Annotated in this window: 15 protein-coding genes; 8 read left to right on the top strand and 7 right to left on the bottom strand. The window is 45.0% G+C overall.

What is annotated here, in order from left to right:
* Positions 1-134 precede the first annotated feature (134 nt).
* Entirely contained in the window at positions 135-1,316 is a 1,182-nt protein-coding gene (locus tag F3I09_RS01465; RefSeq protein ID WP_149693264.1) for a FecR family protein, read from the bottom strand.
* Between the two features lie 133 nt (positions 1,317-1,449).
* Positions 1,450-2,007, bottom strand: a complete 558-nt coding sequence (locus F3I09_RS01460; RefSeq protein WP_188133640.1) for an RNA polymerase sigma factor — start codon at positions 2,005-2,007, stop codon at positions 1,450-1,452.
* Between the two features lie 141 nt (positions 2,008-2,148).
* Here F3I09_RS01460 and F3I09_RS01455 point away from each other — a divergent pair, with 141 nt between their 5' ends.
* The 8 genes from F3I09_RS01455 (at position 2,149) to F3I09_RS01420 (ending at position 15,840) form a co-directional block, all read left to right on the top strand.
* Entirely contained in the window at positions 2,149-3,120 is a 972-nt protein-coding gene (locus tag F3I09_RS01455; RefSeq protein ID WP_149693262.1) for a glycoside hydrolase family 43 protein, read from the top strand.
* An 878-nt stretch (positions 3,121-3,998) separates the two neighbouring features.
* Positions 3,999-7,109 (top strand): SusC/RagA family TonB-linked outer membrane protein, encoded by a 3,111-nt coding sequence (locus F3I09_RS01450; protein WP_149693261.1) that lies wholly within the window; start codon positions 3,999-4,001, stop codon positions 7,107-7,109.
* Positions 7,110-7,114: 5 nt separating this feature from the next.
* On the top strand, positions 7,115-8,704 hold the full coding sequence (locus tag F3I09_RS01445; RefSeq protein WP_149693260.1) for a SusD/RagB family nutrient-binding outer membrane lipoprotein: 1,590 nt from the start codon (positions 7,115-7,117) through the stop codon (positions 8,702-8,704).
* A 132-nt stretch (positions 8,705-8,836) separates the two neighbouring features.
* Positions 8,837-12,127, top strand: a complete 3,291-nt coding sequence (locus F3I09_RS01440; RefSeq protein ID WP_223233102.1) for a VCBS repeat-containing protein — start codon at positions 8,837-8,839, stop codon at positions 12,125-12,127.
* A gap of 3 nt (positions 12,128-12,130) precedes the next feature.
* Entirely contained in the window at positions 12,131-13,462 is a 1,332-nt protein-coding gene (locus F3I09_RS01435; RefSeq protein ID WP_149693258.1) for a vanadium-dependent haloperoxidase, read from the top strand.
* A gap of 46 nt (positions 13,463-13,508) precedes the next feature.
* The gene (gene nudK, locus F3I09_RS01430; protein ID WP_149693257.1) at positions 13,509-14,087 is read left to right on the top strand and encodes a GDP-mannose pyrophosphatase NudK; all 579 of its coding nucleotides are present in this window, start codon (positions 13,509-13,511) and stop codon (positions 14,085-14,087) included.
* Between the two features lie 231 nt (positions 14,088-14,318).
* Complete coding sequence (locus F3I09_RS01425; RefSeq protein ID WP_149693256.1) at positions 14,319-14,900, top strand: HPP family protein; 582 nt, start codon at positions 14,319-14,321, stop codon at positions 14,898-14,900.
* Between the two features lie 169 nt (positions 14,901-15,069).
* Positions 15,070-15,840 (top strand): hypothetical protein, encoded by a 771-nt coding sequence (locus F3I09_RS01420; RefSeq protein ID WP_149693255.1) that lies wholly within the window; start codon positions 15,070-15,072, stop codon positions 15,838-15,840.
* Positions 15,841-15,961: 121 nt separating this feature from the next.
* On the opposite strand, the gene F3I09_RS01415 is transcribed toward F3I09_RS01420, so the two are convergent.
* The 5 genes from F3I09_RS01415 to F3I09_RS01395 all read right to left on the bottom strand — a co-directional run bounded on the left by F3I09_RS01415 (position 15,962) and on the right by F3I09_RS01395 (position 25,179).
* Positions 15,962-16,387, bottom strand: a complete 426-nt coding sequence (locus F3I09_RS01415) for an SRPBCC family protein (RefSeq protein ID WP_149693254.1) — start codon at positions 16,385-16,387, stop codon at positions 15,962-15,964.
* A 211-nt stretch (positions 16,388-16,598) separates the two neighbouring features.
* Positions 16,599-17,681, bottom strand: coding sequence for a phosphatidylinositol-specific phospholipase C1-like protein (locus F3I09_RS01410; protein ID WP_149693253.1), 1,083 nt, complete (start codon positions 17,679-17,681; stop codon positions 16,599-16,601).
* A gap of 94 nt (positions 17,682-17,775) precedes the next feature.
* Positions 17,776-19,380 carry a RagB/SusD family nutrient uptake outer membrane protein gene (locus tag F3I09_RS01405; protein ID WP_149693252.1) on the bottom strand — a complete coding sequence of 535 codons (1,605 nt, stop codon included), beginning with the start codon at positions 19,378-19,380 and terminating at the stop codon, positions 17,776-17,778.
* A 47-nt stretch (positions 19,381-19,427) separates the two neighbouring features.
* A complete protein-coding gene (locus F3I09_RS01400) occupies positions 19,428-22,433 on the bottom strand; it encodes a SusC/RagA family TonB-linked outer membrane protein (RefSeq protein WP_149693251.1) in 3,006 nt (1,001 codons plus the stop codon).
* Positions 22,434-22,752: 319 nt separating this feature from the next.
* Entirely contained in the window at positions 22,753-25,179 is a 2,427-nt protein-coding gene (locus tag F3I09_RS01395) for a TonB-dependent receptor (protein ID WP_149693250.1), read from the bottom strand.

The raw sequence follows: 25,179 nt of genomic DNA, 5'->3' as shown, positions 1-25,179 counted from the left end.
CATCTATACCGGGTTCCGATGGCAGTCGGAATCCGGTTTTCTACCTAAAGTTGACAGTACGTGATTCTTCTACGTGGTCATAACTGGAAAAATTTAGTTTTTACATAATGTTGTCCCCCTTGGTCGTAAGGGATTTACTGCTGTTCCCCGGGTTTCACGGTTACCTTGTTCCCGTTCACCTCGAATTGTACCCTTTGGGTAGCCTCCAGTGCTTTTAATAGCTTACCGGCCTCTTCCCTCCGGGATATAACACCTGTCAGGTCTATATCGGACACATCTCCCTGGTAGTTTACTTCGATGTCATACCAGCGCGACAGCTGCCGCATTATGGTCCGGATATTCGTGCTCCTGAAGCGGAATTTGCCTTCTTTCCAGGCAAGCGTTTGTTCCATGTCTGCCGCAGCGATCACAAAATGATCATCTTTAGGGGACAGGGTAGCCTGCAATCCTGGTTTTAAAACACTGGAGCTGTTGCCGTGCTTCAGTTGCACTGCACCATCCACCAGGGTGGTTTTTATGGCCTGTTCGTCCTGGTAGGCCATGATGTTAAAGCTGGTGCCTAAAACATTCACCTGAATATCATCCACTTTCACCCGGAAAGGCATGTCAGCCTGTTGGGCAACTTCGAAATAGGCCTCCCCGGTGATCTCCACAAGCCGTTCCCTGCCGGTAAAGGCTGTAGGGAAACGAATGCTGCTGGCAGCGTTCAGCCATACGCGACTGCCGTCTGCCAGGGTTAGTTGGTATTGGCCGCCATGAGGCGTCGCTACCGTATTGTACATCACTTCGCCGGACTGTCCTCCTGCATTATAGCTGAGGGCTCCATTCCTGTTCATGATCTGCGTATTGCCCTGCTGTGCCAGTGTACCGTTATTGGCACTATCCAGTGGTATTACTGAACCATCTGCCAGGGTGAGCATCGCTTTATCAACGCCGGGCAGCAATGGTTTCGGACGTATAGCTGCAACCGGAGCCGCCTGTTTATGAGGCAGGGACATATAAACACCGGTGGCGATCATGCCTGCAACTACTGCCGCTGCCAGAGAACCATATACCAATCTTCTGCGCCTTACTACCCGCAAACGTCGGGCATCAGCTTCGCCGGCCCGGAAAATACCGGTCAGCATGGCGGATGCTTCTTCTTCGCCTAATCCCATATCAGGTACTTTCCCGTATAATGTCTCCATTATATCGGCCTTGATAGCGGATGTGTGAGCGTCGTCAGCGACTTCCTGCATCAGTTGGAGATATTCTTCCTCACTGATCTCGTTACGCTTATACTTATCAAGCAATCGCTTTATTTCAGGTATTGTCATAGACGATTAGTTTGGCACTGGGTTGATAGAAATAAAGACGACCGGGGAAAAAGAAAGGAGTATTGAGAGGTGGAATTTTTTTTGGAGATGATATTCAGTTAGTTAGATAGGGTTGGTCATATCCGGAGTGCTATTATATATGGAGTTGTTCTTTCACAAAGCTCCTTACGGTTTGCATGGCCAGCTGCATTTGTTTCTTAACGGTATGAATGGAGATATTCATCCGGACAGAAATTTCTTCATTGCTTAAGCCCTCTTTCCGGGCGATATAGACCTTTTTACGTTCAGGAGGAAGGGTAGATACTACTTTATCAAGTAGATGGTCATATTGGCGGTCCTGGAGGCGGTGATCGGTATCATCTACTACGTTGGGCTGTTGTAGCATGAAATGGTCCAGGGCTTTTACCTGGTTTGCCTGTTTTTTGAAACTGTCATATATGTGATTGCGGGTCAGGATAAAAAGATAGGCGGTCAGATCTTCCACAGCGGGCATAGCTTCCCTCTTCAGCCATATTTTCAGAAAGACTTCCTGCACGACTTCCCGTGCCGGTATAGTGTCTTTCAGATAAAGCATGGCCACGTTAAACACCTGTTTGCTGTAATGGTTGAAGACAAGTGTATATGCAGACTCGTCACCCCTGGCTATCTGCAGTAATAGTTTCCGCTCCTCCGGTAAGGATGAATTTGACAATTTACCTATCGTTTGAATGCTGGCGTAAAAGTAGGAACAAAAAATGAAATGGGGTTTGCCGCCCATAGATCTCTACTACTCAATTATTATATTGTGGCCCAAACTGGGGAATTATACATTACAAACCGGAAATTATACATTATGAGAAAGGTCTTAACGTTTTTATTACTGGGAACAGCCCTGTCCCTGCCCTCGGCAGCACAAAAACGGGCAGGTAATCCTATCGTACAGGGGTGGTATGCAGATCCCGAGGCGGCAATATGGGGTAAAGAATATTGGGTATATCCTACTTATTCCGATAAATATGAGAAACAGGTGTTTTTTGATGCTTTTTCCTCCCGTGATCTGATAAAATGGACCAAACATCCCCATATTCTGGATACGGCAGCGGTAAAATGGGCTAAAAAAGCCATGTGGGCCCCGGCTATCGTACAGAAGGATGGCAAATATTATTTTTTCTTCGCGGCTAATGATATCCAGAGCGATAATGAAGAGGGAGGCATAGGCGTTGCCGTGGCAGACAAACCAGGGGGGCCTTATAAAGATTACCTGGGTAAACCGCTGATCGATAAGTTCCATAATAAGGCACAACCAATAGACCAGTTCGTTTTCCGTGACAAGGACGGACAATACTATATCATATATGGTGGATGGCGCCATTGTAATATCGCGAAGCTGAGTTCTGATTTCAAAGAATTTACTCCTTTTGAGGACGGTAACACCTTTAAGGAAATAACTCCGGCTGGTTATGTAGAAGGACCATTTATGTTCATCCGTAATGGTAAATACTATTTTATGTGGTCAGAAGGAGGATGGGGCGGTCCGCATTACTCTGTAGCTTATGCTATCGCAGATTCACCTACGGGACCTTTCAAACGTATAGACAAGATCCTCCAGCAGGATACCTCAGTAGCAACCGGCGCAGGCCACCATTCCGTGATCAATGTACCGGGCACTGACCGTTGGTATATCGTTTACCATAGACGTCCGCTCACGGAAACAGCAGCTAATAACAGGGTGGTGTGTATAGATGAAATGCATTTTGATGATAATGGGCTGATCGTTCCTGTGAAGATTACGAAGGAAGGAGTGAAAAAAGATAAGCTAAAATAGATCATACGGAAACGAATATTGAAAAGTGACTGCAGAATGAGTAGTCACTTTTTTTATTGCTAAGTGATTAATTATTAAGCCAAAATCACACCAGTGGCAAAGGTAAAATACTATCAGATGAACATATTAGTGAAATCAAGTGTTATAAATATGCTAAAACGGTTTACATAAGATTAGAACTTGTTAAAAAAGTATTTGTTTTAGCGCTCATTTGGTTATAATTATGTAGAACGCAATTGTTATTGTACGAAATGTTAAAATTTGAGTACATTAGATGCCAGGAGCCGTAAACGAGAGAGTGCAAAAAAGGACAGTGATTAGCAAATCAGTTATGAAAATCTGGCAAAAATGCCACCTTCCATGCAAGGAAACTTGTCATTTATAGAATTTTTGAAACAAACATGAACAGTGAATTGTATTACTCGTAAGAGTAGGACAACTTTGGATATTAAACTATTGAACAGCTACTATTGAACAACTTTCGAGGCCAAAATTTATAACTACTACTAGAGTCAATCAGATTGCTAAAGTGGAAAGTAGAACAATGAACAATTATTTTATCACTTCAAATCGTTATTGAGTCTTGACCGGCTATTTACCGGATCATATCTGCATGTGTGTTTGTAACGGGGAACAAGTCCCTGTTACATCACAGTAGATAGCCGGGTAGGGAAAAGTGTCAACTAAAATCAAAACTAAAACTTGATGGAATCATAAACAGTGCTATGCAAATAGCATAAGGGGAAAGTATTTTCTAACAACAACCAAATATAACAGTATCGAACAATGAAACGAAACATTGTCGCACGGCGACCAGACTTACTATGCCTTCAAGTGTCAATCACTTGTCTATTCTCTAACCAAAAACTAAATCGATAATGAGACATCTACGTTTGCTGGTTGTTGCGATGCTGCTCTCCACAGTAGCATTTGCTCAAACAAGGCAGGTACAGGGAACTGTCAAAGATTCAAAAAGTGGAGCCCCCCTGGGTTCCGTAAGTGTCAAGGTGCAAGGAAAGAACATCTTTGCAATCACTGGTGCTGATGGTGCATTTACCCTGAAAAATGTACCCGAAGGAGAAATTACACTGGAAACTTCACTGATAGGTTATACATCTAAAGGCGTTAAAGTCGCCGCAGGTCAGTCATCTGTTGATTTCACTATGGAAGAATCCTCTTCTCAGTTAGGCGAAGTAACGGTAACAGCATTGGGTATATCAAAAGAATCCAAAAAGCTGGGGTACTCTGTTACGAAAGTTGACGGAGCATCACTGACACAGGCACGTGAAACTAACGTTGCTTATTCTCTCGGTGGCCGCGTGGCTGGTTTGAGCGTAAGCGGTACCAATGGTGGTCCCGGCTCTTCTGCACGTGTGCTGTTAAGAGGTATGGCCAGCTTTGGAGCCAGCAGTCCGCTGTACGTTATCAACGGCGTACCGATGGATAACTCACAGAGAGGTGCTGCCGGTGAGTGGGGTGGTTCTGATAATGGTGATGGTATCTCCAACATCAACCCCGACGATATTGAAAGCATGACCGTTCTGAAAGGGGCATCTGCTTCTGCATTGTATGGTACCCGTGCTACCAACGGTGTGATCCTGATCACAACCAAGAGTGGTAAGAAAGGAACCATGCAGGTGGAATACAATACGAACTTAACATTGGATAAAGCGATCGACTATACCGAATACCAGTATACATACGGTCAGGGACAACATGGTGTGAAACCTGCCAACGCTGCTGATGCATTAAGCAGCACTCGTTTAAGCTGGGGATCAAAACTGGACGGGTCAATGACTCCGCAGTTTGATGGTAAGTCATATGCATATTCTGCTGTGGATGATAATATCAGCCGTTTCTACAGATCAGGACCAACCTTTACCAATACCTTATCGGTATCCGGTGGTGGCGAAAAAGGTGTTTTCCGTGTATCGGCGTCCTCTATGGACAATCGCTCTATTTTAAGGAACAGTGGATTGAAACGTAAAACTTTCAACCTGAACCTGGAGCAGAATGTAACTACCAAACTGAAAATAAGTGCGCTGGTAAACTACATTGATGACAAGTCCCAGAACCGCCCTCAGTTGAGTGATGGTCCGCTGAACGCAAACAATGGTATCTTCCTGGCTACAAACATTAATGAAGATCTCATGAAGCCGGGCTACAATCCTGACAACAATGGCCGTGAGGTAGTATGGACAGATGATAACTTCGTATCAAACCCATGGTTTGTTGTGAATCAGTACATGAATAACATAGACAGAAGACGCTGGATCTCTGCACTGACTGCCCGTTATGATCTTTTCGACTTTTTATATGCGCAGGCACGTATCGGTTATGATAACATCAATGACAGGAAATTCAGAGTAACACCATGGGGTACTGCTTACTCTACCAGTACGCTGGCAAATGGTACAACAGTGAGTGGTGACCTGGATCTGCGTAACGAACAAACCACTGAAATGAACGTGGATGGTTTGATCGGTTTCAAGAAGAACATCGTGGAAGATCTGCAGGTAGATCTGGCAGTGGGCGGTAACCTGCGTAAAAGGAACTTTGAGATGGTTGGCGTGTCCGGTAATCAGTTTATCATACCTTACGTTTATTCCTATAGCAACGTAACCAACTTTGGCAGGAACTATGATTACCAGTCAAGAGAATCACAGTCTGGGTACTATACCGCCGATTTCTCTTACAAAGGCTTCCTAACCATAGGAACAACCGGCCGTTACGATGTGTATTCTACTTTGCCTCCTGGCAACAGGAGCATCTTCGTACCATCTGTATCCGGTAGCTTTATCTTCTCCGAACTGGTACACATTCCTAAGCTGAACTATGGTAAGTTCCGCGCTTCCTATGCAAACGCGAGTGGTGAGCCTACGGACGCTTATATCACCAAGTCTTACTATAATGTAGGAAGTACTATTGGTGGTGTCAGCACAGGTGACTTTTCATCTACACTGCCCAACCTGTTCCTGAAACCATTCACGCTGAAGGAAGTAGAAGCAGGTCTGGAACTGAAATTCTTCAATAACAGGTTAGGTGTTGACCTGGCGTATTTCCACCGTAAAACGAAGAGTGAAATTATCCAGGGTACTATTTCTTCAGCTACTGGATATGATAAGGCATATTTCGGAACCGGTTCTACTCAGAACACAGGTTTTGAAGCTGCTATAAACGGTACTATCGTATCTACAGCAAACTTCACCTGGAATGCTTCCGTGAATGGAACCTATATTAAGAATAAGATCCTTGACATCTATGGAGCAAACAGTAGCAGTACCGTGCTGACGCTGGGTACTTACCGTCCGCTGAATGCCAATACCGCTCTGGTGAAAGGTATGTCTGGTCCGCAGATCCTGGCGTACGATTTTAAACGTAATGACAAAGGTGAACTGCTGTTGGATGCTTCCGGCCTGCCACAGAATGATGGTGTGCTGAGGCCAATGGGTAGTGTACTGCCTAAGTTCTTCGGTGGTATTAATAACGACTTTGCTTACAAAGGCTTCAATCTGTCTTTCTTAATAGATGGTAAGTTTGGAGCAAAACTATTGTCTGCAACCAAAGACTATGCCGTATACCGCGGTCTGGATAAAATGACGTTAGCAGGTAGGGAATCAGGTATAGTCGTAGATGGTATCATTGAAAGCACCGGATTGAAAAATACGACGAATGTAGATGCGCAAACCTATTATCAGGCATATGCAAATAAGGTTTCTAAGAATAGTGTACTGGATGCTGACTTCATCAAACTGCGCCAGGTGACATTTGGTTATACAGTGGGTAGGAACGTGCTGGGTAAACTGCCATTCGAGTCTATCGGCATTTCTCTTGTAGCACGTAATCTGCTTACCCTCATGCGTAAATCTGATAACGTAGACCCTGAGTCAGGATTTTCTTCACTCATCAACTATGCAGGTATCGAAGGTACAAGCTTGCCGAGTACCCGTACCTACGGTGTGAATGTGAATGTTAAATTTAAAAAATAATGGACATGAAAAAAGGTTTGCTATATATAACACTGGGTCTAACACTGTTCTCATCAGGTTGTACCCATGATTATGATGAAATTAACACCAATCCGGTTGCTGTAGATGCTAGCAGGTACAATGCCAATCTGTTGCTTTCAAAAGCACAATATCAGTACGCAAATACAGGGTATGCACAATTGCTGTTCGAGAGTATGTGGCCGCAATTACTGGCTTCCACCTACAACTACTATAGTAATGGTGATAAATATGTAGCTTCATCCGGTATCATAGGGTATCAGAACCAGCTATGGATCAATGACTACAGAAGTGCCAGCCTTGCTTTCGAAATGACATCGCTCGCCAGTGACAAGCAATTGACGAACCTGGCCAGTGTGGGTGTTATCATGAAAGTGCTGATCATGCAGCATATTACCGATTGTTATGGTGATGTGCCTTATTCAGAGGCGCTGAAAGGCAAGACAAATGTATTTACACCGGTATATGATACGCAGGAATCAATTTATACTTCCATGCTGTCAGAACTGGAAACTGCTGTCAATGCACTGGATGCCTCCGGAGATAAGCTGACCTCAGATCTTTACTATGGTGGTGATATTGCTAAATGGAAGAGGTTCGGTTACTCACTGATGCTGCGTTCTGCTCTGCGCATAGTAAGGGCTAATCCTACACTGGCACGTCAGTATGCTGAAAAAGCTGCTGCAGGTGGTACTTTCCAGAACATTGCAGATAATGCTTTCAGCCCTACAGATAACTCTACCGGTAATGGTAACGGCACAAGCAGTGCCCTGCTGGTTACAGAAGACTACAGGGAAGTAAAATGGTCAAAACCACTGATCGATTATCTGAAAGCTAATAATGACCCGCGCCTCGGCGTAGCGTCTGAAGTACCGCCAGCTGGTCTGAAAAATGGTACTAACAGTTCTCTGGCAGGAGACAGAACTCCCAGTGCGCAAATCGGTATGCCTAATGGCTATGATCTGGCAGGAGGCTCTACTGATATCACCAAAAGATCAGACTATCCCGGAAGTACGGGAGCTGCTGGCGACATATATCCTTTAGGGAAATATTCCCGTCCTACTTCTGCTGTATATCTCAGTCGTAGTGCTCCTGAATTCGTGCTGACCTATGCTGAGACAGAGCTGTTGCTGGCAGAAGCTGCTGTACGCGGCTGGACTGTACCAGGTACTGCTGCCGGTCACTACAGGAACGCTGTATCCGCGGCTTTACAGTCACTGGCTACCTTCAGTTCCAGCGCAGCTATCAGTGCTGCTACCGCTGATGCCTATGCTGCTGCACATCCGCTGGATGAAAGCAGCATGAACGCATCACTGAAGATGATCAATGAACAGTACTGGGCCACTGATGGTCTGCTGTTTAACTTCATTGAAGCGTGGATTAACTGGAGAAGATCAGGTTACCCTGTGCTGACCCCTGTTAACTACATAGGTAATTTTACCGGTGGTACAATACCAAGGAGAATTGCTTACCATTCAACAGAAGCATCTACTAACCCTACTAATTACCAGACTGCTGTAGGTCGCCTGGATAAAGGAGACACCTACACTTCCAGAGTATGGTGGGATGCACAATAACATGACTATTGAACTTATGCTAATGCGACCCCTCAGCGGTCGCATTAGCTTTTATTCTGAGAGAGTCCCTCTGTAAAAAAGTATTCGATGATCAGCTATTCCACAGCAGGACACCAATGCAATCAATACCTGATGAAAAAATTTAGCATCCCTGCTTTTTTCCTGTTGTTAACTATTGCAGCTTCCCGTACAGTAGCCCAGCAGCCATTATTCCAGCTGTTGGCGCCTAAAACGACCGGCATTAAATTCAGTAATGCATTGAACGAAACTGAAAAACTGAATGTACTGGCCTACGAATATTTCTATAATGGTGGCGGTGTGGCCGTAGGGGATATTGACAATGATGGTCTGCAGGACCTGTTCTTTACCGCAAATATGACTCCCAATAAACTTTATCTCAATAAAGGCAACATGCGGTTTGCCGATATCACAAAAGAAGCGGGAAAAGGCCTGGAAGGGAGGCCCGATGGCTGGAAGACCGGCGTTACCATGGCCGATGTGAATGGAGATGGTCTGCTCGATATTTATGTATGTTACTCCGGTAAAAAAAGTGATGAACTGCGCAGAAACCAGTTATTTATCAACCAGGGGAATGCAAAGTTTGTAGAGAAAGCAAAAGAATATGGCCTGGACGATCCCGGGTATAGTACGACTGCTGTTTTCTTTGATATGGATAATGACGGCGACCTCGATATGTTCCTGCTGAATCACAATGTTATCAAGATTGATAACATGGAGTTTACCCGGTTCCGCAACGAAACAGATCCGCTGGCAGGTAATAAACTGTACAGGAATGACGGGAATCATTTTACCGAAATATCAAAACAGGCAGGTATTATCCAGAATCCGCTGACCTTCGGCCTGGGGGTCGCAATAGCGGATATCAACAAAGATGGCTGGCAGGATATTTATGTCACCAACGATTACAATGAACGTGATTATCTCTATATAAATAAACATGACGGCACCTTTGCAGAAGATGCCACCAATTGTTTTGGTCACCTCTCTCAGTTTTCCATGGGAGTTGACATTGCAGACTTTAATAATGACGGACTGCCGGATGTTATGACCTTAGACATGCTGCCGGAAGACAATCAACGTCAGAAGTTGCTGCAGTTACAGGAAAACTATGAATCCTTTGAACTGATGCGCTCACAGGATCTCTACAAGCAGTACATGCGCAACATGCTACAGCTGAATAATGGGGATGGCACTTTCAGTGAGATAGGACAGCTGGCCGGCGTATCCAATACAGACTGGAGCTGGTGCCCGCTCATCGCTGACCTGGACAATGACGGTTATAAAGACATTTTTGTTACCAATGGTTACCTGCGGGATTATACCAATAAAGATTTCCTGCGGTACTGGGGAGACTATAAGGTTAAAAAGGCGATTGACCGTGAGCCCGTACTGCTGATGGACCTCGTCGCTGCCATGCCCTCAACATCGTTGCAGAACTACATCTTCAGGAATAATAAGGACCTTACGTTCACCAACATGCGGAACGAATGGGGATTGGATGCCGGTGGTATTTCCAGCGGTGCTGTGTATGCTGATCTTGACAATGATGGTGACCTTGACCTGGTGGTGAATAAGATCAATGAAACGGCCGCGATATACCAGAATATGAGCCGTGAACAAAACAAGCGGTCATATCTGGCTGTTAAATTAAAAGGAAACGATAAAAATACCTGCGCTGTGGGCGCGAAGGTGTACGTCTATAGCAAAGGTTTGAGACAATATCTGGAGGTCAATCCAAACAGGGGTTATCTGTCCGCCGTATCCACCCAGTTGTTATTCGGCCTGGGTGATGATACGCGGGCAGACTCTGTTTGTATCATCTGGCCTGACAATAAAGCACAACACCTGAAAGACGTTGCCGCCAATCAACTGCTGGCCGTATCCTACGCACCTGATGGAATACCGGCGGCCAATGCACCACAACCGTCTGCTGCCACCTGGTTCAGCAATGCTGACAGCCTCTTTACCTACAAGCATACCGACCTTTCCGGAAATGATTTCAAGCGGCAGCTGCTGATGATGTTCATGTATTCCAGAACAGGTCCTGTGTTTGAAAAGGCTGATGTGAACAAAGATGGACTGGAAGACCTGTTTATAGGAGGTGATAGTGAACAGCCGGCAAGGATCTACTTCCAGAAACCGGGCGGAGGGTTTGTAATGGGGACAAAGGTGATCCCCGGCAGTGATATGCCCTCACAGGTGGCGGCCGCAGCTTTCTTTGATGCCAATGGCGACGGCGCACCTGATCTCTATGTGGCGAAGGGTGGATATGGCCTTTTTGAACCCAATACGCCCGCTTTACAGGACGAACTGTATCTCAACAACGGGAAAGGGAATTTCTCCCTTTTAAAGGGGGCTTTACCCAATGTAAGCGCCAGTAGCAAATCCTGTGTACGTCCCTGCGACTTTGATAATGACGGAGATATTGACGTATTTGTGGGAGGACGTGTTATTCCGGGCAAATATCCGACGCCACCGGTATCTTACCTGCTGATCAATGATGGCAAAGGACAATTCAGCCTTGCAACGGTTCCGTTCGCATCAACAGGTATGGTTACCGATGCCCGGTGGACAGATATAGATAAGGATGGCAGAAAAGACCTGGTGATTTGCGGTGAGTTTATGCCCGTGATGGTTTTTGCCAATAAGCAGGATGGTTTTAAAGATGTGACAGCGCAATATTTTGATCAGCCGGAAACAGGTTTCTGGTTTGGTTTAACAATGGCTGATGTAGATGGAGATGGTCATGATGATATTATTGCAGGTAACCTGGGACAGAATACCCAGATACATACGTCTGCAAAACAACCAGCAGAACTTTACTTTGCAGACTTTGACAAAAATGGTTCTATTGATCCCTTCCTGAACTTCTATATCGAAGGTGTAAGTTATCCCTTTGTAAGCCGTGATGAGCTCAATGAGCAGATCTATCCCATGCGCCGTAAGTTCTCCTCCTACCGCAATTATTCCAACGCAACAATGAAGGATATTTTTTCAGCAGAGGAGTTGAGTCAGGCCGGAAAATTAACCGCTGTTGAAACAAAAACATGCTGCTTTTTGTATCGTAATGGAAAGTATGTACCAACGGTGCTGCCTGTAGAAGCGCAGTTCTCAGTCGTGTCAAAGATCCTTCCTGCGGATTATGACAAGGATGGAAAGCTGGATCTGTTGCTGCTGGGTAACCAATGTGACAACCGTCTTAAACTGGGCAGCTTTGATGCCGGTTACGGCTGCCTGTTAAAAGGCGATGGTAAAGGGAATTTCAGCTATGTCTCACAGCCTGCTTCGGGCCTTTGTGTGAAAGGAGATGTGAAATCAGCTGCTGTCATGAACATTGGTGACAAACCATATGTCATGATAGGTGTAAATAATAAAGGGATCACCCTGTTTAAAGTAAACTAACGTATGAAACGATTGACGATCCTCCTGCTATTTGTATGTCAGTTTGGATATACACAACAACATAAAACAAGTTTCACAGACTATATACAGCCAGCGGTATTTTCACTGTCGATGGTCATGATGCATGATGTGGTGAATCCTCCTGCCGCGTGCCGGTTCTACAGCTACGCCATGATGTCTGCTTATAGCATTGTAGCCGCACATAGTAAGCAGATCCCTGATGCGGCTACCTTTATCAGATCATATCCTGGTATTGCTGTTCATGACGGCGGACATATGTACGACTATCGCATTGCCGCAGTCTACAGCATACTGGAAACAGGCAAATTGATGCTGCCTTCAGGATTTATGCTGCAGAAGGATGAGGAAAAGCTGCTGTTGTTATTTAAGAAAGATAAGGTGCCGGATAGCATTGTCCGGAATTCTGTTGCCGTTGCGGAGGATATTGCCAAACAAACCGTGCAGTGGTCACGTCCGGATGGTTATGGAAAGCTCAGTACACTTGTACGTTATACACCGGTGAAGGGAGAGGGATACTGGTATCCTACCCCACCAGCTTATATTGAGGCTGTAGAGCCGCATTGGAATACCATCCGGCCAATGATCATAGATTCCTGCAACCAGTTTGTGCCGGCAGCTCCGGTGCCTTTCAGCAAGGACACTGCAAGCGTTTTTTATGCGCTGAACAGGGAAGTGTTTGATGCCGGTGTTAATCTCAATATGGAACAGCGGGTTATTGCTTCATTCTGGGATTGTAATCCGTTTGCCGTAAGCACTTACGGACATATGGCCATTGGCTTCAAGAAGATCACACCGGGCGGTCACTGGATGAACGTTGCCGGGATTGCAGCCCGCAAGGCACAGCTGGATTTTGATAAAACCGTCCTGCTGCATTCCCTAGCTGCTGTTACCATGATGGATGCATTTATCAGTTGCTGGGATGCAAAATATCTGAGTAACCGCATCCGTCCGGAAACATATATCAACCGTTATATGGATGTGAAATGGAAGCCATTATTACAGACACCTCCATTCCCTGAATATACTAGCGGGCATAGTGTGGTATCTTCTGCTGCGGCTACTGTGCTGACCTATATGCTGGGAGATAATTTTGCCTATGAGGATAACTCTGAGGAAATGTTTGAGATCCCTGCACGTAAATTCACCTCCTTCCTGGCCGCATCACAGGAAGCTGCCATTTCCCGTTTATACGGCGGTATTCACTACCGCGATGCTATTGACAATGGCGTTGCGCAGGGACGTAAGGTAGGGGAGAAAGTGCTGGAAAAGATCAAAGCAGCCGGTATTAAACCGGTATATGGCAGCAGTATGTAAGATCTTTTGAGGTATATTTGGGGCTAACCGTCATCAATGATCAGTTATGTTGCCCGAAATAAAAATTCAGAAGGAAGAGATCCTGTCAGACAATTGGTATATACTCCGCAAATTCACCTACGATTTTAAGCTGAAGAATGGCAGCTGGCAGACCCAGAGCCGTGAGGCCTACGACCGCGGAAATGGGGCTGTTATCCTCTTGTATAATATAGAACAAAGGTCTGTTATCCTGACCCGCCAGTTCCGCCTGCCTTCTTTTGTAAACGGTAATCCCTCAGGGATGCTGATCGAAGCCTGCGCGGGCCTGCTGGATAAGGATAGTCCTGAGGACTGCATCCGCAGGGAGGTAGAAGAGGAGACTGGGTACAAGGTATCTCATGTCCGTAAGATATTCGAGGCTTATATGTCGCCGGGCTCAGTTACCGAGATCCTTTATTTCTTTATAGCCGAGTATGCCGCCAGTATGAAAGTGCATGAAGGCGGCGGTGTAGAACATGAGCAGGAGGAGATTGAAGTACTGGAGATTTCCTTTGAAAAGGCGCTTGCTATGATAGATGAGGGAGAGATCAGGGATGCCAAAACAATTATGCTGTTGCAACACCTGCGGTTGAAAGGGGTATTGTAATAAAATATTGTAAATCAATTTGTTGTGCTTACTGTGCTATCACCTCACTGAGGTGTTTTGGAGGTTTTTAACCGTATGATAATGAATTAGTTGTGGGTGTCAAGTCCACCTCAAGTCCACTTCAGATCCACCTCAACGGCATGGCAACGTCGTATACAAGACCTATGTCAGGCATTGGTGATGCCATTTCGTTGCCTTAATTTTGCGGCCTAAAGGGAATAAAGGGAAATCATGGGAAAAAAGACAAAGCGGCATCTCCGCAGGGTGAGGTATGTCTTGTACAAGGAAACATTGCTTGACTTCAGGGAACATTTCTGGACTTTCCTGGGCGCATTTACCGGTATTGGGCTGATCGGCCTCCTGCAAAGTAACTTTTTATCCCCCACAGATAATTTATTCCTTATCGGCTCCTTCGGAGCATCCTCCGTACTCATTTATGGCATTATAAATAGTCCACTTGCCCAACCCAGGAATCTGCTGGGAGGACACCTGATCTGCGCGCTGGTAGGTGTTACCATTCATAAACTGGTACCGGGTGAATTGTGGCTGGCCGCAGCACTCTCCGTATCCCTGTCTATTGTGCTGATGCAGATCACAAAAACGTTACATCCTCCTGGTGGTGCTACAGCCCTGATTGCCAATATCGGGTCAGAAAAGATCAAAGCTATGGGATACATGTATGTATTAAGCCCCGTTCTGTCCGGTGTGCTGATCCTGCTGCTGGTAGCCCTTATCTTCAATAACGTTACTTCTCACAGAAAATACCCGCAACACCGGATCTGGCATACAGCTCGTAGAAGACGTGCACATTGAGTCAAGTCGGGTAGCGCTGATTGTTAGTCCGTGGGAATAATGTAGCTGGCAGGAGTAGGGGAAATGAACAAAATGAACAGATGGGTTAATAATGATCAGGAATGATCAGAGAAGGAATGCAAATAGCCATTAATTTTATCTCATTCTCAATGACCACACAAGAAATCCAATGAAAAACGCCTTTCCCCGTTTCCACAACAGTTTATTTGCCCTTGTTATTGTTCTGCTTGGCTTCACAGTAGTGAGTTGCTCGAAAGATGATGATAACATAACGCCTACTCCGGATTTGAATGCGTTATACAATCAATCCATTAAAGATGCTATGGTTGATAATGGTTCGGAAGCAATAGACAGCCTCTGGCCTATTGCCGCAAGTAATCCCAATCTGCAGTGGAAAACCATCAACGGACAAAACTACGTATTGATGGCTACCTTCATGCGGTATCCGGAAAGTTATCCAGTGGGAGATTCCATCACCACTACCTGGGGTGATAGCTGGTTTTTTATCCCGACTCAAATGCTTCGAAAACTGGGGCCGGTCTTTACCCCAACTTCAGATACAATCCAGCGTATCAGCCAGCTGTTGGGGCTTCCTCCCGTAAATAGCAAGAGTAATACACATATTACTCAGGTATGGGTTCATGCTGAAAAGCTGTTTCGTCCGGCAGGAGATCCAGCCATTACAACTACCACAACAGGCTCAACGTTGATAAGCACGGTTTCAGCTGATTACCGGGCCTGGTTTAATAACAATATCATTTACTCCTACTACCGTCCCCTGAATGCTGCCACAGATTACTATTATCCGTGGACAAGGCTAGGGTACACCTACGACTGGGCACCGGGAACGAATAGGGTCGGTCTGAGTGAGTATGTGCTGAAAGCAAATTCAGGCTGCTGGGTGGAAAATACCACCACCGCTGCCGGCTTTTTCAAATAATCAGAGGTCAGTCAATTCGAATAGTAAAGAAAAAGGAGTTGTCTCAATTTGGTTTGAGGCAACTCCCTTTTTGTGCCGCACGCGGTATCTGCAATAGCTGATACTGCATGGAGGCTCTCTATTAATTAGCTTCTGTATACTTTTTAAAGTTATCCAGGATAGCCTGCCAGCCGCTCTGCTGCATTTCAATGGAATGAGTATCTTCCGCTTCGAAAGTTTCTACTATTTTGGTCGCATCGCCTATGCTGCTGAAAAGGATGCTCACCTTTCTTTCATCACCCAGGGTATACTCGATCAGCTTATGCTCTTTTACCTGTGTATACACGCCTCCAAAATCAAAACTGAAACTACCATCTTTTGCCGCCATAGTAGTGCTGAATTTGCCGCCTGTCCGCAGGTCGTTTTCAGAAGCTGGTACATGCCAGTCATCTGAAGCAAATGCCCATTGCTTAATATGTTCTGGCTGGTTCCAGTATTCCCATACTTTTGCTACTGGCGCCTGAACGGTGGTTTCTACGGTAATTGCGGTTTTAGTTGTTGTTGTCATATCAGAGAGTTTTTATTTGATTATTTGTTGTTGTTAACGATACAAACTTACGGTGGTATGGTTACAAGGATGAGGGGTGAAAAAGACAAAGAAGAGGCGATTTACGACCTTAATGAACAGATGTAAGGAATATTATGAGTATAAAAAAGCGCCTTGCAAAACATATCACCGTTTCACAAGACGCTCTCTGAAAACAATAACGGGAACTTAACTACTTGTTACTTACTGTTGCTGTGTTATTAAATAAAGGATTCAATCTGCAATGTTTTTTCCCTTCAAAGCTGATCTCATAATCAGATTTGAAATGAGTGCTCTTCTGGTAATAATCAGTTGTAATGATCTGCGCTCCTGAATTGCATGCAGCAATAAAGCTGGACTTATCGTTCAGGCGTGCTTCTTTGGTATCTGAATCAGCCCTTGTACGGATGATATAACCTTTCGCTACCAGGTCCTTTATCGCCGGATCAGTAGGATTGTTCCTGATCATCATGGCTGCTTCTGGCGTACCTGGATCGGAATTGGAGAATACAACACGACCTTTCAGCCCAGGATGACCAGCAATGTAAAGATCTCTCTTAGCATCTTTGGCATCAAGAATAAAGGCAAATTTACCTTCTGCTGCTTTTACGGTTGGCCAGTTGTCGTGCAGTACTGCTTCTTCCAGTGTCTTATATTTTCCTCTTACCATATCAGGAGTGATAAGATGCTCTTTACCCAATCCATCTATCAATGCCTGATCCAGCTGATCGAAAACTTCGGTGGTGAATGGCTCTGGCTCAGTGATTTCCTTACTTTTTGAAGCACCATCTTTCGGCTCCAGTGTAATAAAGATAGGGTAGTGGTGCGGATGCTTCTCTGACCATGTCCTTAACTCAGCTAAAAGGTTCTTCAGCGTGAGGTAGTTATTACGAAAATCCAGGTCAGGAATATGTAGTACTTTAAACCCTGGTTCATTCATGACACCTTTCTCATCATAGGGCGCCTGTCCCTTTGCCCAATCCAGTCCTTTAGGATGCGCATATTTGCCGCCCTTCGCATCTGCATAGACATCGACCTCCAGGTTCAATAAACCCATATCCAGCTGCTCTGCAATGGAAATGTGCTCGTAATCAATTTTACTGGCGGATACTGAATCCCTATGCTGGAACATTTTGAACAATGCGGGATCAATGGCTTTCTTGTAACTGTTGTGTGAACCGATAACCTGGATCCTGTTCATCTTCACGCTATCTGGTACTTCGTTATGCAGCAGGCTCAGAGCTGCTGTTAATACCAATCCTGAAAGTGCCTTCATGATATATTGTTTTAAAAAACAGCCGGCATGTGAAAGCGCCGGCTGCCGGGTTTTATGATGTATCTCTTATAATGTAGTGCCGCAATCCCGTTGGTTACTGCTCGTAACCTGGATTCTGTCTCAGATTACCATTCAGCCTGATCTCTGTGATAGGAATAGGATAGAGCCTTCTTCTGGTATCCTTATTCATGCTCAGGTTATCGTTTGGCAAAGGATATTCTTTTTCAAACAGGTCAAAGCGGATCAGGTCATTACGGCGCCATCCTTCCCAGGACAGTTCACGGGCACGTTCATCCAGTAATCCCGGTAAGTCAATACCGGCAACTGGCGGAGCGCCAGCACGGGAGCGCAGCAAGTTAACCAAATAATCAGGTGTTTGCAATGCACCGTTGACCGTAGTTGCTGTCGCACCACGCAGAATAGCCTCTGCTTTCATCAGGTAAACGTCTGCCAGACGAAATACCGGTACGTCATTACCATTCAGACGGGTAGCCTGGATAATGGCAGGATCAGGATAGTACTTGATAGATCGTACACCCGATGCCTGGCTGGCCTGCGTATTGCCAAGGTCCATTGGTTTGGGTGGTACCAGTATAAGGTCTGGTGTGATCACGATCTGGGTAGTACTGTTCGGATAATATACAGGCTGGTTAGTGAATCCGCCGTTACCATCAGGATAGTATTGAGGACCTGCCAGCCAGGTATTGTTCCTTACATCGCCTTTCAGGTTAAAACGGTTGTAGAACTCGGGAGTGGTGCTCATCGCAATACTCAGACCAACGTTAAAGCCGTATGCCTGTGCCAGGTAATAGTAGAAACCAAAACGGGTGAACTGATTACCGGGTATCTGCTGATCATAAGGAATTGCGAAGATAGTCTCATTGGTCTGCGGACCGTTATTAGGTAAGAAGATGTCGCGGAACCTGCCGTCCAGGAAATAGTTTGTATTGTTCTGTATGCTATCTGCCATCGCAACGACATCCTGGTTACGGTCAGTACCCGGACCTAAATAAACAGATGCATTCAGGTACATCTTAGCCAACAGGGCGAATGCCATTGCTTTTGTAGGGCGGCCGTACTGCAATACATTGGTGGCACCATTATTTGATTTTGATGGCAGCTGCTGTGCAATAGCTTTCAGCTCAGACTCGATGAATGCGAAGATCTTGGCTCTTTCCTGTGTGGCTGGCAAAGTAGCTACCGGGAAATCAGTGATCAGCGGTATATTACCATAGGTATCCATCATGAAGAAATAGTACAACGCACGTACAGCTCTAACTTCTGCAATGTTGGCTGCTTTAGTGGTTGTATCTACGCTGGAAGCTTTAGTCAGATTGATCAGACGGTTACAGTTGTTGATACCTCCGAAACCCCATTGCCAGATACCGGTCACATTGGGATGATCAAATGTCCAGGTATGATAGTGTAATTGCCTGTACTGACCACCATCATCGAAGTTCCCGTCACGGGCAGGAATGATCGCCTCATCTGTCGACAGCTCCTGCATACGCCAGTAGGCAATTGCATAGTTAGAAGCGAGGTTTGTATACATTGTGCCAAGTAAAGCAGCATAGTCCTGAGAGGTGGAAGGGAAGTTGCCGTTTACATATTGTGATTCAACATTCACATCTAATTTCCTGCAGGCACTTATCGTAACAAGTGCTGCAAGCGCAGTGATGAATATATTTCTCTTTTTCATCCGTTAATATTTTTTTGTTGTTCCTTATGGAACACTCATTGCTTTAATTAAAATGAAGCACTCAGACCAACGATATAAGTACGTGTTTTAGGATAGAAGTTGTTATTGTCAATACCAGGTGTAACACCACCGATATTGATCTCAGGATCTATACCACGATACTTGGTGATCACAAAAAGGTTATTGCCGGTAGCATAGAAACGGATGCTCTTTACGGCCTGTGTATGCGGCTTGAAAGTATAACCCAGTGTCAGGTTATCCATACGGAGATAAGAGCCGCTTTCCAAGAAACGGTCAGAGATCAGGTAGGCGTTGATATCGTTGTAGGATTCATTCGTAGTGAAATGCGGGATGTTCTGCAGTTTTGAATCAACAGGGTTGTTCAGACCTGCAAGTGTCGCATTCAGGATCTTATTGCCTAACACACCACGTACCAGGAAGCTCAGATCGAAGCTCTTATAGTAGAAATTGTTGCTCCAGCCGTACATCAGCTTGGGCTGTGCATTACCCGCCAGCTTTGCATCTGTGGTGAGTGGCTGTGTAGCAGTAATGGTACCATCAGCTTTCTGGTAAGTACTTACGCCGTTATCGTTCTTACCCATGTAATGCCATAGGTTGAAAGTACCTAAAGCATAACCAGGCTGGATGATCTGGCTATAGTTACCTGATTGTCCTTTACCACCCAGCTGTGCTGTCTGGATATAGTTGATGGCAAATTTCTCGTTGGACAGATTAGTAATCTCGTTCTTGTTGTGCGCCAGGTTGAGGTTCGTTCTCCAGGTGAAACCATGAGACTTCACAATTGTTGCGCTCAGGGCCAGTTCAATACCGCTGTTCTTAATACTACCTACGTTGGCAGTATATGTTGGTACGAAATACTGTGTGGTAGATACGGGATACTGATCGTAGATCAGGTCAGAAGTTTTCTTGATATAGTAATCAATCGAACCGCTGATCCTGTCTTTCAGAATACCGAAATCCAGACCAATGTTGGTAGTAGCCGTAGCTTCCCATTTCAGGTCTGGGTTATCGTTACGTACAGGACCGATAGCGTTGGTGATGTTTCCATTATACAGGAACTTAGAGTTACCTGCAGGCGTACCATAGATCAACAGGGAGGAGAAAGCATTGAAGCCCGCGCTGTTACCGGATACACCATAACCTGCTCTCAGTTTCAGCACGGTGATCAGGTCAATATTCTTCATGAATTTCTCACTGCTGATATTCCAACCGGCAGAAACTGCCGGGAAATATCCCCAACGGTTGTTGACACCGAAGGCGGATGAACCGTCATTCCTCAAAGAGGCCATGAACAGGTATTTGTCTGCATATGAATATTGCACACGACCGTAGTAAGAGATCAGTCTGAGTGTAGAGATCGGATTATTGTCGAAACTTATTTGTGACGTATTTGCCGGATTTGACAGGAATATGTTGTTATAAGTCAAAGCATCGTTGGAGAAATTCTGGGTGGTGATACCGAAACCATCATTGGTACGGTCCTGCTGATAAGTATAACCAGCCAGCAATTTGACTGAATTGGCACCAAAAGTTTTGTCGTAGTTGAAATAAGATTCTACTACTGTACTTGTATTCTGATAAGCCTTCCTCGTAGCCACACCATTCAGGTTTACAGCCAGGCCTGAAGCATGGTTGTAGTAACTGTTGTAATTATTCTGGTTTCTCTGGGAAGACAATGACAAAGTATATTTCAGCCCTTTGAATATATCTGCCTGCACCAGACCAGTGATCAACGTTTTGCTATCATCGGTTTTGATGAAGTTGTTGTTGATCAGTGACAGCGGATTCAATGTACCACTACCTGTCCTCGCATAATATTCCTTATAAGTACCATCAGGATTGAAAGGACTTACAGTTGGCAGGTAGAATAGCATGTTGGACAATACCTGTGACTGAACAATATCATTGCTCTTAGTGTGGGCGTTGGTAACAGTCAGGCCTAATCGCAACCGATTGTCAAAGAAGCGCTGCGTAACATAGCCTCTTACAGTGGTACGTTCCAGGGATGTGTTCCTCAGAATACCATCATTCTTCAGGTAGTTAAAGCTGCCACCATAATCTGTAGTAGCATTGGAACCACCGAAGGAAACGTTATGATTATGTGAATAACCTTTTCTTTCCACTAGCTTCTGCCAGTTCGTGTTTGAACCGTCATCATTCAGTACCGGAATTAAGGTTTGACCATTCTTTTTAAGATATGCACGCAGCTCATCACCAGTCAGCATGTCCAGTTGTTTGGACACTTGTTCCATTGCGCCATACGCGTTGTAGGAAAGTCTCGTCTGGCCTGTTTTCGCCTTTTTGGTAGTAACGATGATTACACCATTGGCTGCACGGGCGCCATAAATAGCTGTAGCGGCAGCATCTTTCAATACATCGATGCTTTCAATGTCAGCCGGCGCGAGCAGATCAATAGACGCACCTGGTACACCATCTATTACATAGAATGGTTCCATTGCACCACCGGTAGTACGGATAGTGGAAGGTCCCCTCAATACTACAGCCGGAGCTGCGTTAGGGTCGCCGCTTTTGGTCACGTTCAAACCCGCTACTTTACCTTGTAATAATTCCGCAGGCGTGGTTAATACGCCCTGATTAAATTCTTCTGATTTGATAGTCGTAATTGAGCCTGTTACATCTTTTTTACTTGCGGTACCATAACCTATCACTACTACATCTTTCAATTGTTTTGTATCCGTTACTAATGTTACATTGATCACCTTTTTGTCTCCGGCAGTGATTTCTTTTGGAAGCGATCCCATTAATGTAAAGAGAATCACATCTTGCGGTCCTTTAGTGACAATTGTGTAGGCCCCGTTTGCATTTGTAATAGTTCCGGTAGCAGTTCCTTTTACAGAAACAGTTACTCCTGGAAGAGGTACATTGTTCTCGTCTGTTACTATACCTTTAATAGTGCCATTCGTCTGAGCAAAAGCAGAAAAGCTCAGAAACATTGCAAGCAATAAGGCAGGAAATGCCTTACCTGCAACGCTACAGAATGACCTTAATTGTAAAAAATACATTCTCTTCATGTAGTTTAATTGTTAAGGATTGCTGGAGGAGTAGAGATGCTGATATGTCAAAGAACCATAGCTATGGAAATGCAAAAGTATCTACAAGGAATCCATGGATCAAAGCACTTTACAATAGCATAACAATTCCTTTAAATAGGGTAGTGAAAGCTGGGATGAGTGGTAATATATGTTGTATGAAATGAAGAGGTGAGTACTTGATTAAGTATGTATTATGAAAAAGCGCAATTGCTGACTGAGCAACAATTGCGCTTTTTTTTGTGACTATCTTTTTAGAAATAAAGTCACTATTTTTTTGGGAATAAAGTGACTATCTTTTTTAGAAGCGGTAACCTATCGTCATGCGGAAATTGCGACGGGCTTCCACGATGTAACTATAATAGCCAGATGCATTTGCTGGCAGGGATGCAGCAGTAAGCAGTTTACGATCATCCAGCAGATTATTCACCAGGAAAGAGACAGTATATTTTCCTCTGGAGTAATTCAGGCCTGCATCTGTACGGAAGTAGTTTGGAATGTTGGATACCTTGGTAGTTCCTACAGCACGTTCTGCCTGCCATTGAATACCGGCGGAAGCTCCGAAGCCTGTAAATGCTCCGTGATCAATACGGTAAGAGAGCCAGCCATTGGTAACATGTGCAGCAGTGTTTGGTGTGATGTTACCTACAGTTGTTTTGCTGGCTTCAGTATTTGGAGCCTCTTTCGTTATTTTGGAATCAGTATAAGCATAGTTGACGTTCACATTCAGGCCTGGTACAATTTCACCATTGACATCTACTTCTATACCTTTTGTAACTGTTTCTCCCAATGCAATAGATACATCAGCGCCACGGCTGTCTTTAATACCCAGCGCTACTTTGGAGTTCTGACGGGTAATGCGGTAGCCTGATAATGCTGCTGACCAGCGGCCATTGAACCAATCTTTCTTGATACCGGCTTCTATGTCATTGCCCTTAACAGGTTTGAATGGTACCAGGTTTGAGTCCAGCCCTGATTGCGGTACAAAAGACTGATCATATAATGCATAGACAGCAGTTGTTTTATCAATGGAGTAGCTGATGCCTACACGTGGTGTAACAATATCGTCCTTCATATCTGCTGTTTTTGTCTTACCTGTGGTTTCTGCATGTGTGAATCTCAGTGCCAGAGACAAGCGCAGTTTGTTATCAAAAAATCCAAGTTCATCTTGTGCATATACAGAAGTATAGTTTACAGACGAAATATAATTGCTTTGTCCTGCTCTTGTCCTTACGCTTTTCGAACGATCGATTGTTGGAATGGAGTCGAATGGAATGCCGTATTCAGGATTGTACACATTGAATACTTTTCCGCCTCCCAGGTTGAGGGATGGATTCAGTGTACGGAAATCGCCCCAGAATTTCTTGTTGCCCATATCTACACCAGCCAGTATCCTGTGACGAATGCTGCCTGTATATTCTTCTCCGGAGAGGGACATCTGTGCAAACCTGTTTTCGCCGGCTTCGTCACCAACACTGAAGTAACGCGCCATGTTGCCATTCTCTGCCACACTGGTTGCCCATACGCTGTTGGCCACCATGCTGAAGTTAAAATAAGCAACCTGTGCATGCGCCTGCCATTTGTCATTCAGCTGATGATCCAAATAAACATAGGCGCTATGGTCTCTGAGACGGCCCGGCTCCAGGGATGGATCACCATAGAAGAAGTCATTGGAGATGCCTTCATCCAGCAGCTTCTTTTTGGAGAACTGATAGTTACCGTTGCCGAGATATTTAGATCCCTGGAAGGTGTATTCCACTGTGATGGAGGTTCTGTCATCTACAACATATTTCAGCACGGGTGCGAACAGATAACGGTTGCTGTAATTGTATTTGGTATAAAAATCTTTCTGCTGACCAGCAACGTTTAATCTGTACAACAGTTTACCATCCTTACTCAGCTTACCATCAAAGTCGAGTGCGGCACGGTAGGTGCTGAAGCTACCCATGCTGATGTTGGCTGTTCCTTTGGTCATACCACTTGGCTTCTTGGTAACGACATTATAGAAACCACCGGGCTCGCCATTAGCCAGCATAAAACCTGCAGGGCCTTTTACAAACTCAATACGCTCTATCATGGCAGCATCTTCTGCGGTAGGGCCCCAGCTGGCCTCAATGTTCATACCGTTCCGGAAGGCAGGGATCTTGGAACCTCTCATGCGGATCTGCGCATACTGGTTATCCCAATGTCCTACACGGGTGGCGCCGCTCACGTTGCGGGTAATGCCATCCACGATATCGTAGGTCTGCTGGTCAGCCAGCAGGCTGGCGGAGATTACCTGGATGTTCTGTGGTATTTCCAGCAATGGCGTTTTCAGACGCAATGAACCGGATACAGCATCGACTTTATATTTATTCCTGGCACTGTTGATGATCACTTCCTGTAACTGCTGGTTGGAAGCTTCCAGCTGGATAGTAACATTAAGGATCTCGTCTTGTGCAATATCTACTTCTTTTGTAACGACTTTGTAGCCGATCAGCATTACCTGCAGCGTGTAATGACCGGCATGCATTCGTTTAAACAGGAATTCACCTTTCTCGTTAGTCAGAGTACCTCTGTTCTTTTCCTTGATTTGTACTGCTACAAAAACAGCAGGTTGACCATCACCGGTAACTACAGTTCCTTTAATGGCAGAAAGGGGTTCATTGATAGAAAAGGCTGGTGTGCCTGCAAGCATGGTACATAATAGGCACAACAATCCAAACAGTTGGTTAAATTTAGTATACAT

It is taken from the genome of Chitinophaga sp. CF418 (assembly GCF_900142925.1).
Taxonomy (GTDB): domain Bacteria; phylum Bacteroidota; class Bacteroidia; order Chitinophagales; family Chitinophagaceae; genus Chitinophaga.
Note: the sequence above shows the minus strand (reverse complement) of the source record. Positions and strands in the feature narration are given on the sequence as shown.

Excerpts from the sequence above, each read along its gene's own strand:
- F3I09_RS01405 (WP_149693252.1), bottom strand. The coding sequence starts at position 19,380 with ATGAAAAAGAGAAATATATTCATCACTGCGCTTGCAGCACTTGTTACG.
- F3I09_RS01425 (WP_149693256.1), top strand. The coding sequence starts at position 14,319 with ATGGGAAAAAAGACAAAGCGGCATCTCCGCAGGGTGAGGTATGTCTTG.
- F3I09_RS01410 (WP_149693253.1), bottom strand. The coding sequence starts at position 17,681 with ATGAAGGCACTTTCAGGATTGGTATTAACAGCAGCTCTGAGCCTGCTG.
- F3I09_RS01400 (WP_149693251.1), bottom strand. The coding sequence starts at position 22,433 with ATGAAGAGAATGTATTTTTTACAATTAAGGTCATTCTGTAGCGTTGCA.
- F3I09_RS01465 (WP_149693264.1), bottom strand. The coding sequence starts at position 1,316 with ATGACAATACCTGAAATAAAGCGATTGCTTGATAAGTATAAGCGTAAC.
- F3I09_RS01415 (WP_149693254.1), bottom strand. The coding sequence starts at position 16,387 with ATGACAACAACAACTAAAACCGCAATTACCGTAGAAACCACCGTTCAG.
- F3I09_RS01420 (WP_149693255.1), top strand. The coding sequence starts at position 15,070 with ATGAAAAACGCCTTTCCCCGTTTCCACAACAGTTTATTTGCCCTTGTT.
- F3I09_RS01455 (WP_149693262.1), top strand. The coding sequence starts at position 2,149 with ATGAGAAAGGTCTTAACGTTTTTATTACTGGGAACAGCCCTGTCCCTG.
- F3I09_RS01440 (WP_223233102.1), top strand. The coding sequence starts at position 8,837 with ATGAAAAAATTTAGCATCCCTGCTTTTTTCCTGTTGTTAACTATTGCA.
- nudK (WP_149693257.1), top strand. The coding sequence starts at position 13,509 with ATGTTGCCCGAAATAAAAATTCAGAAGGAAGAGATCCTGTCAGACAAT.
- F3I09_RS01445 (WP_149693260.1), top strand. The coding sequence starts at position 7,115 with ATGAAAAAAGGTTTGCTATATATAACACTGGGTCTAACACTGTTCTCA.
- F3I09_RS01395 (WP_149693250.1), bottom strand. The coding sequence starts at position 25,179 with ATGTATACTAAATTTAACCAACTGTTTGGATTGTTGTGCCTATTATGT.
- F3I09_RS01435 (WP_149693258.1), top strand. The coding sequence starts at position 12,131 with ATGAAACGATTGACGATCCTCCTGCTATTTGTATGTCAGTTTGGATAT.
- F3I09_RS01450 (WP_149693261.1), top strand. The coding sequence starts at position 3,999 with ATGAGACATCTACGTTTGCTGGTTGTTGCGATGCTGCTCTCCACAGTA.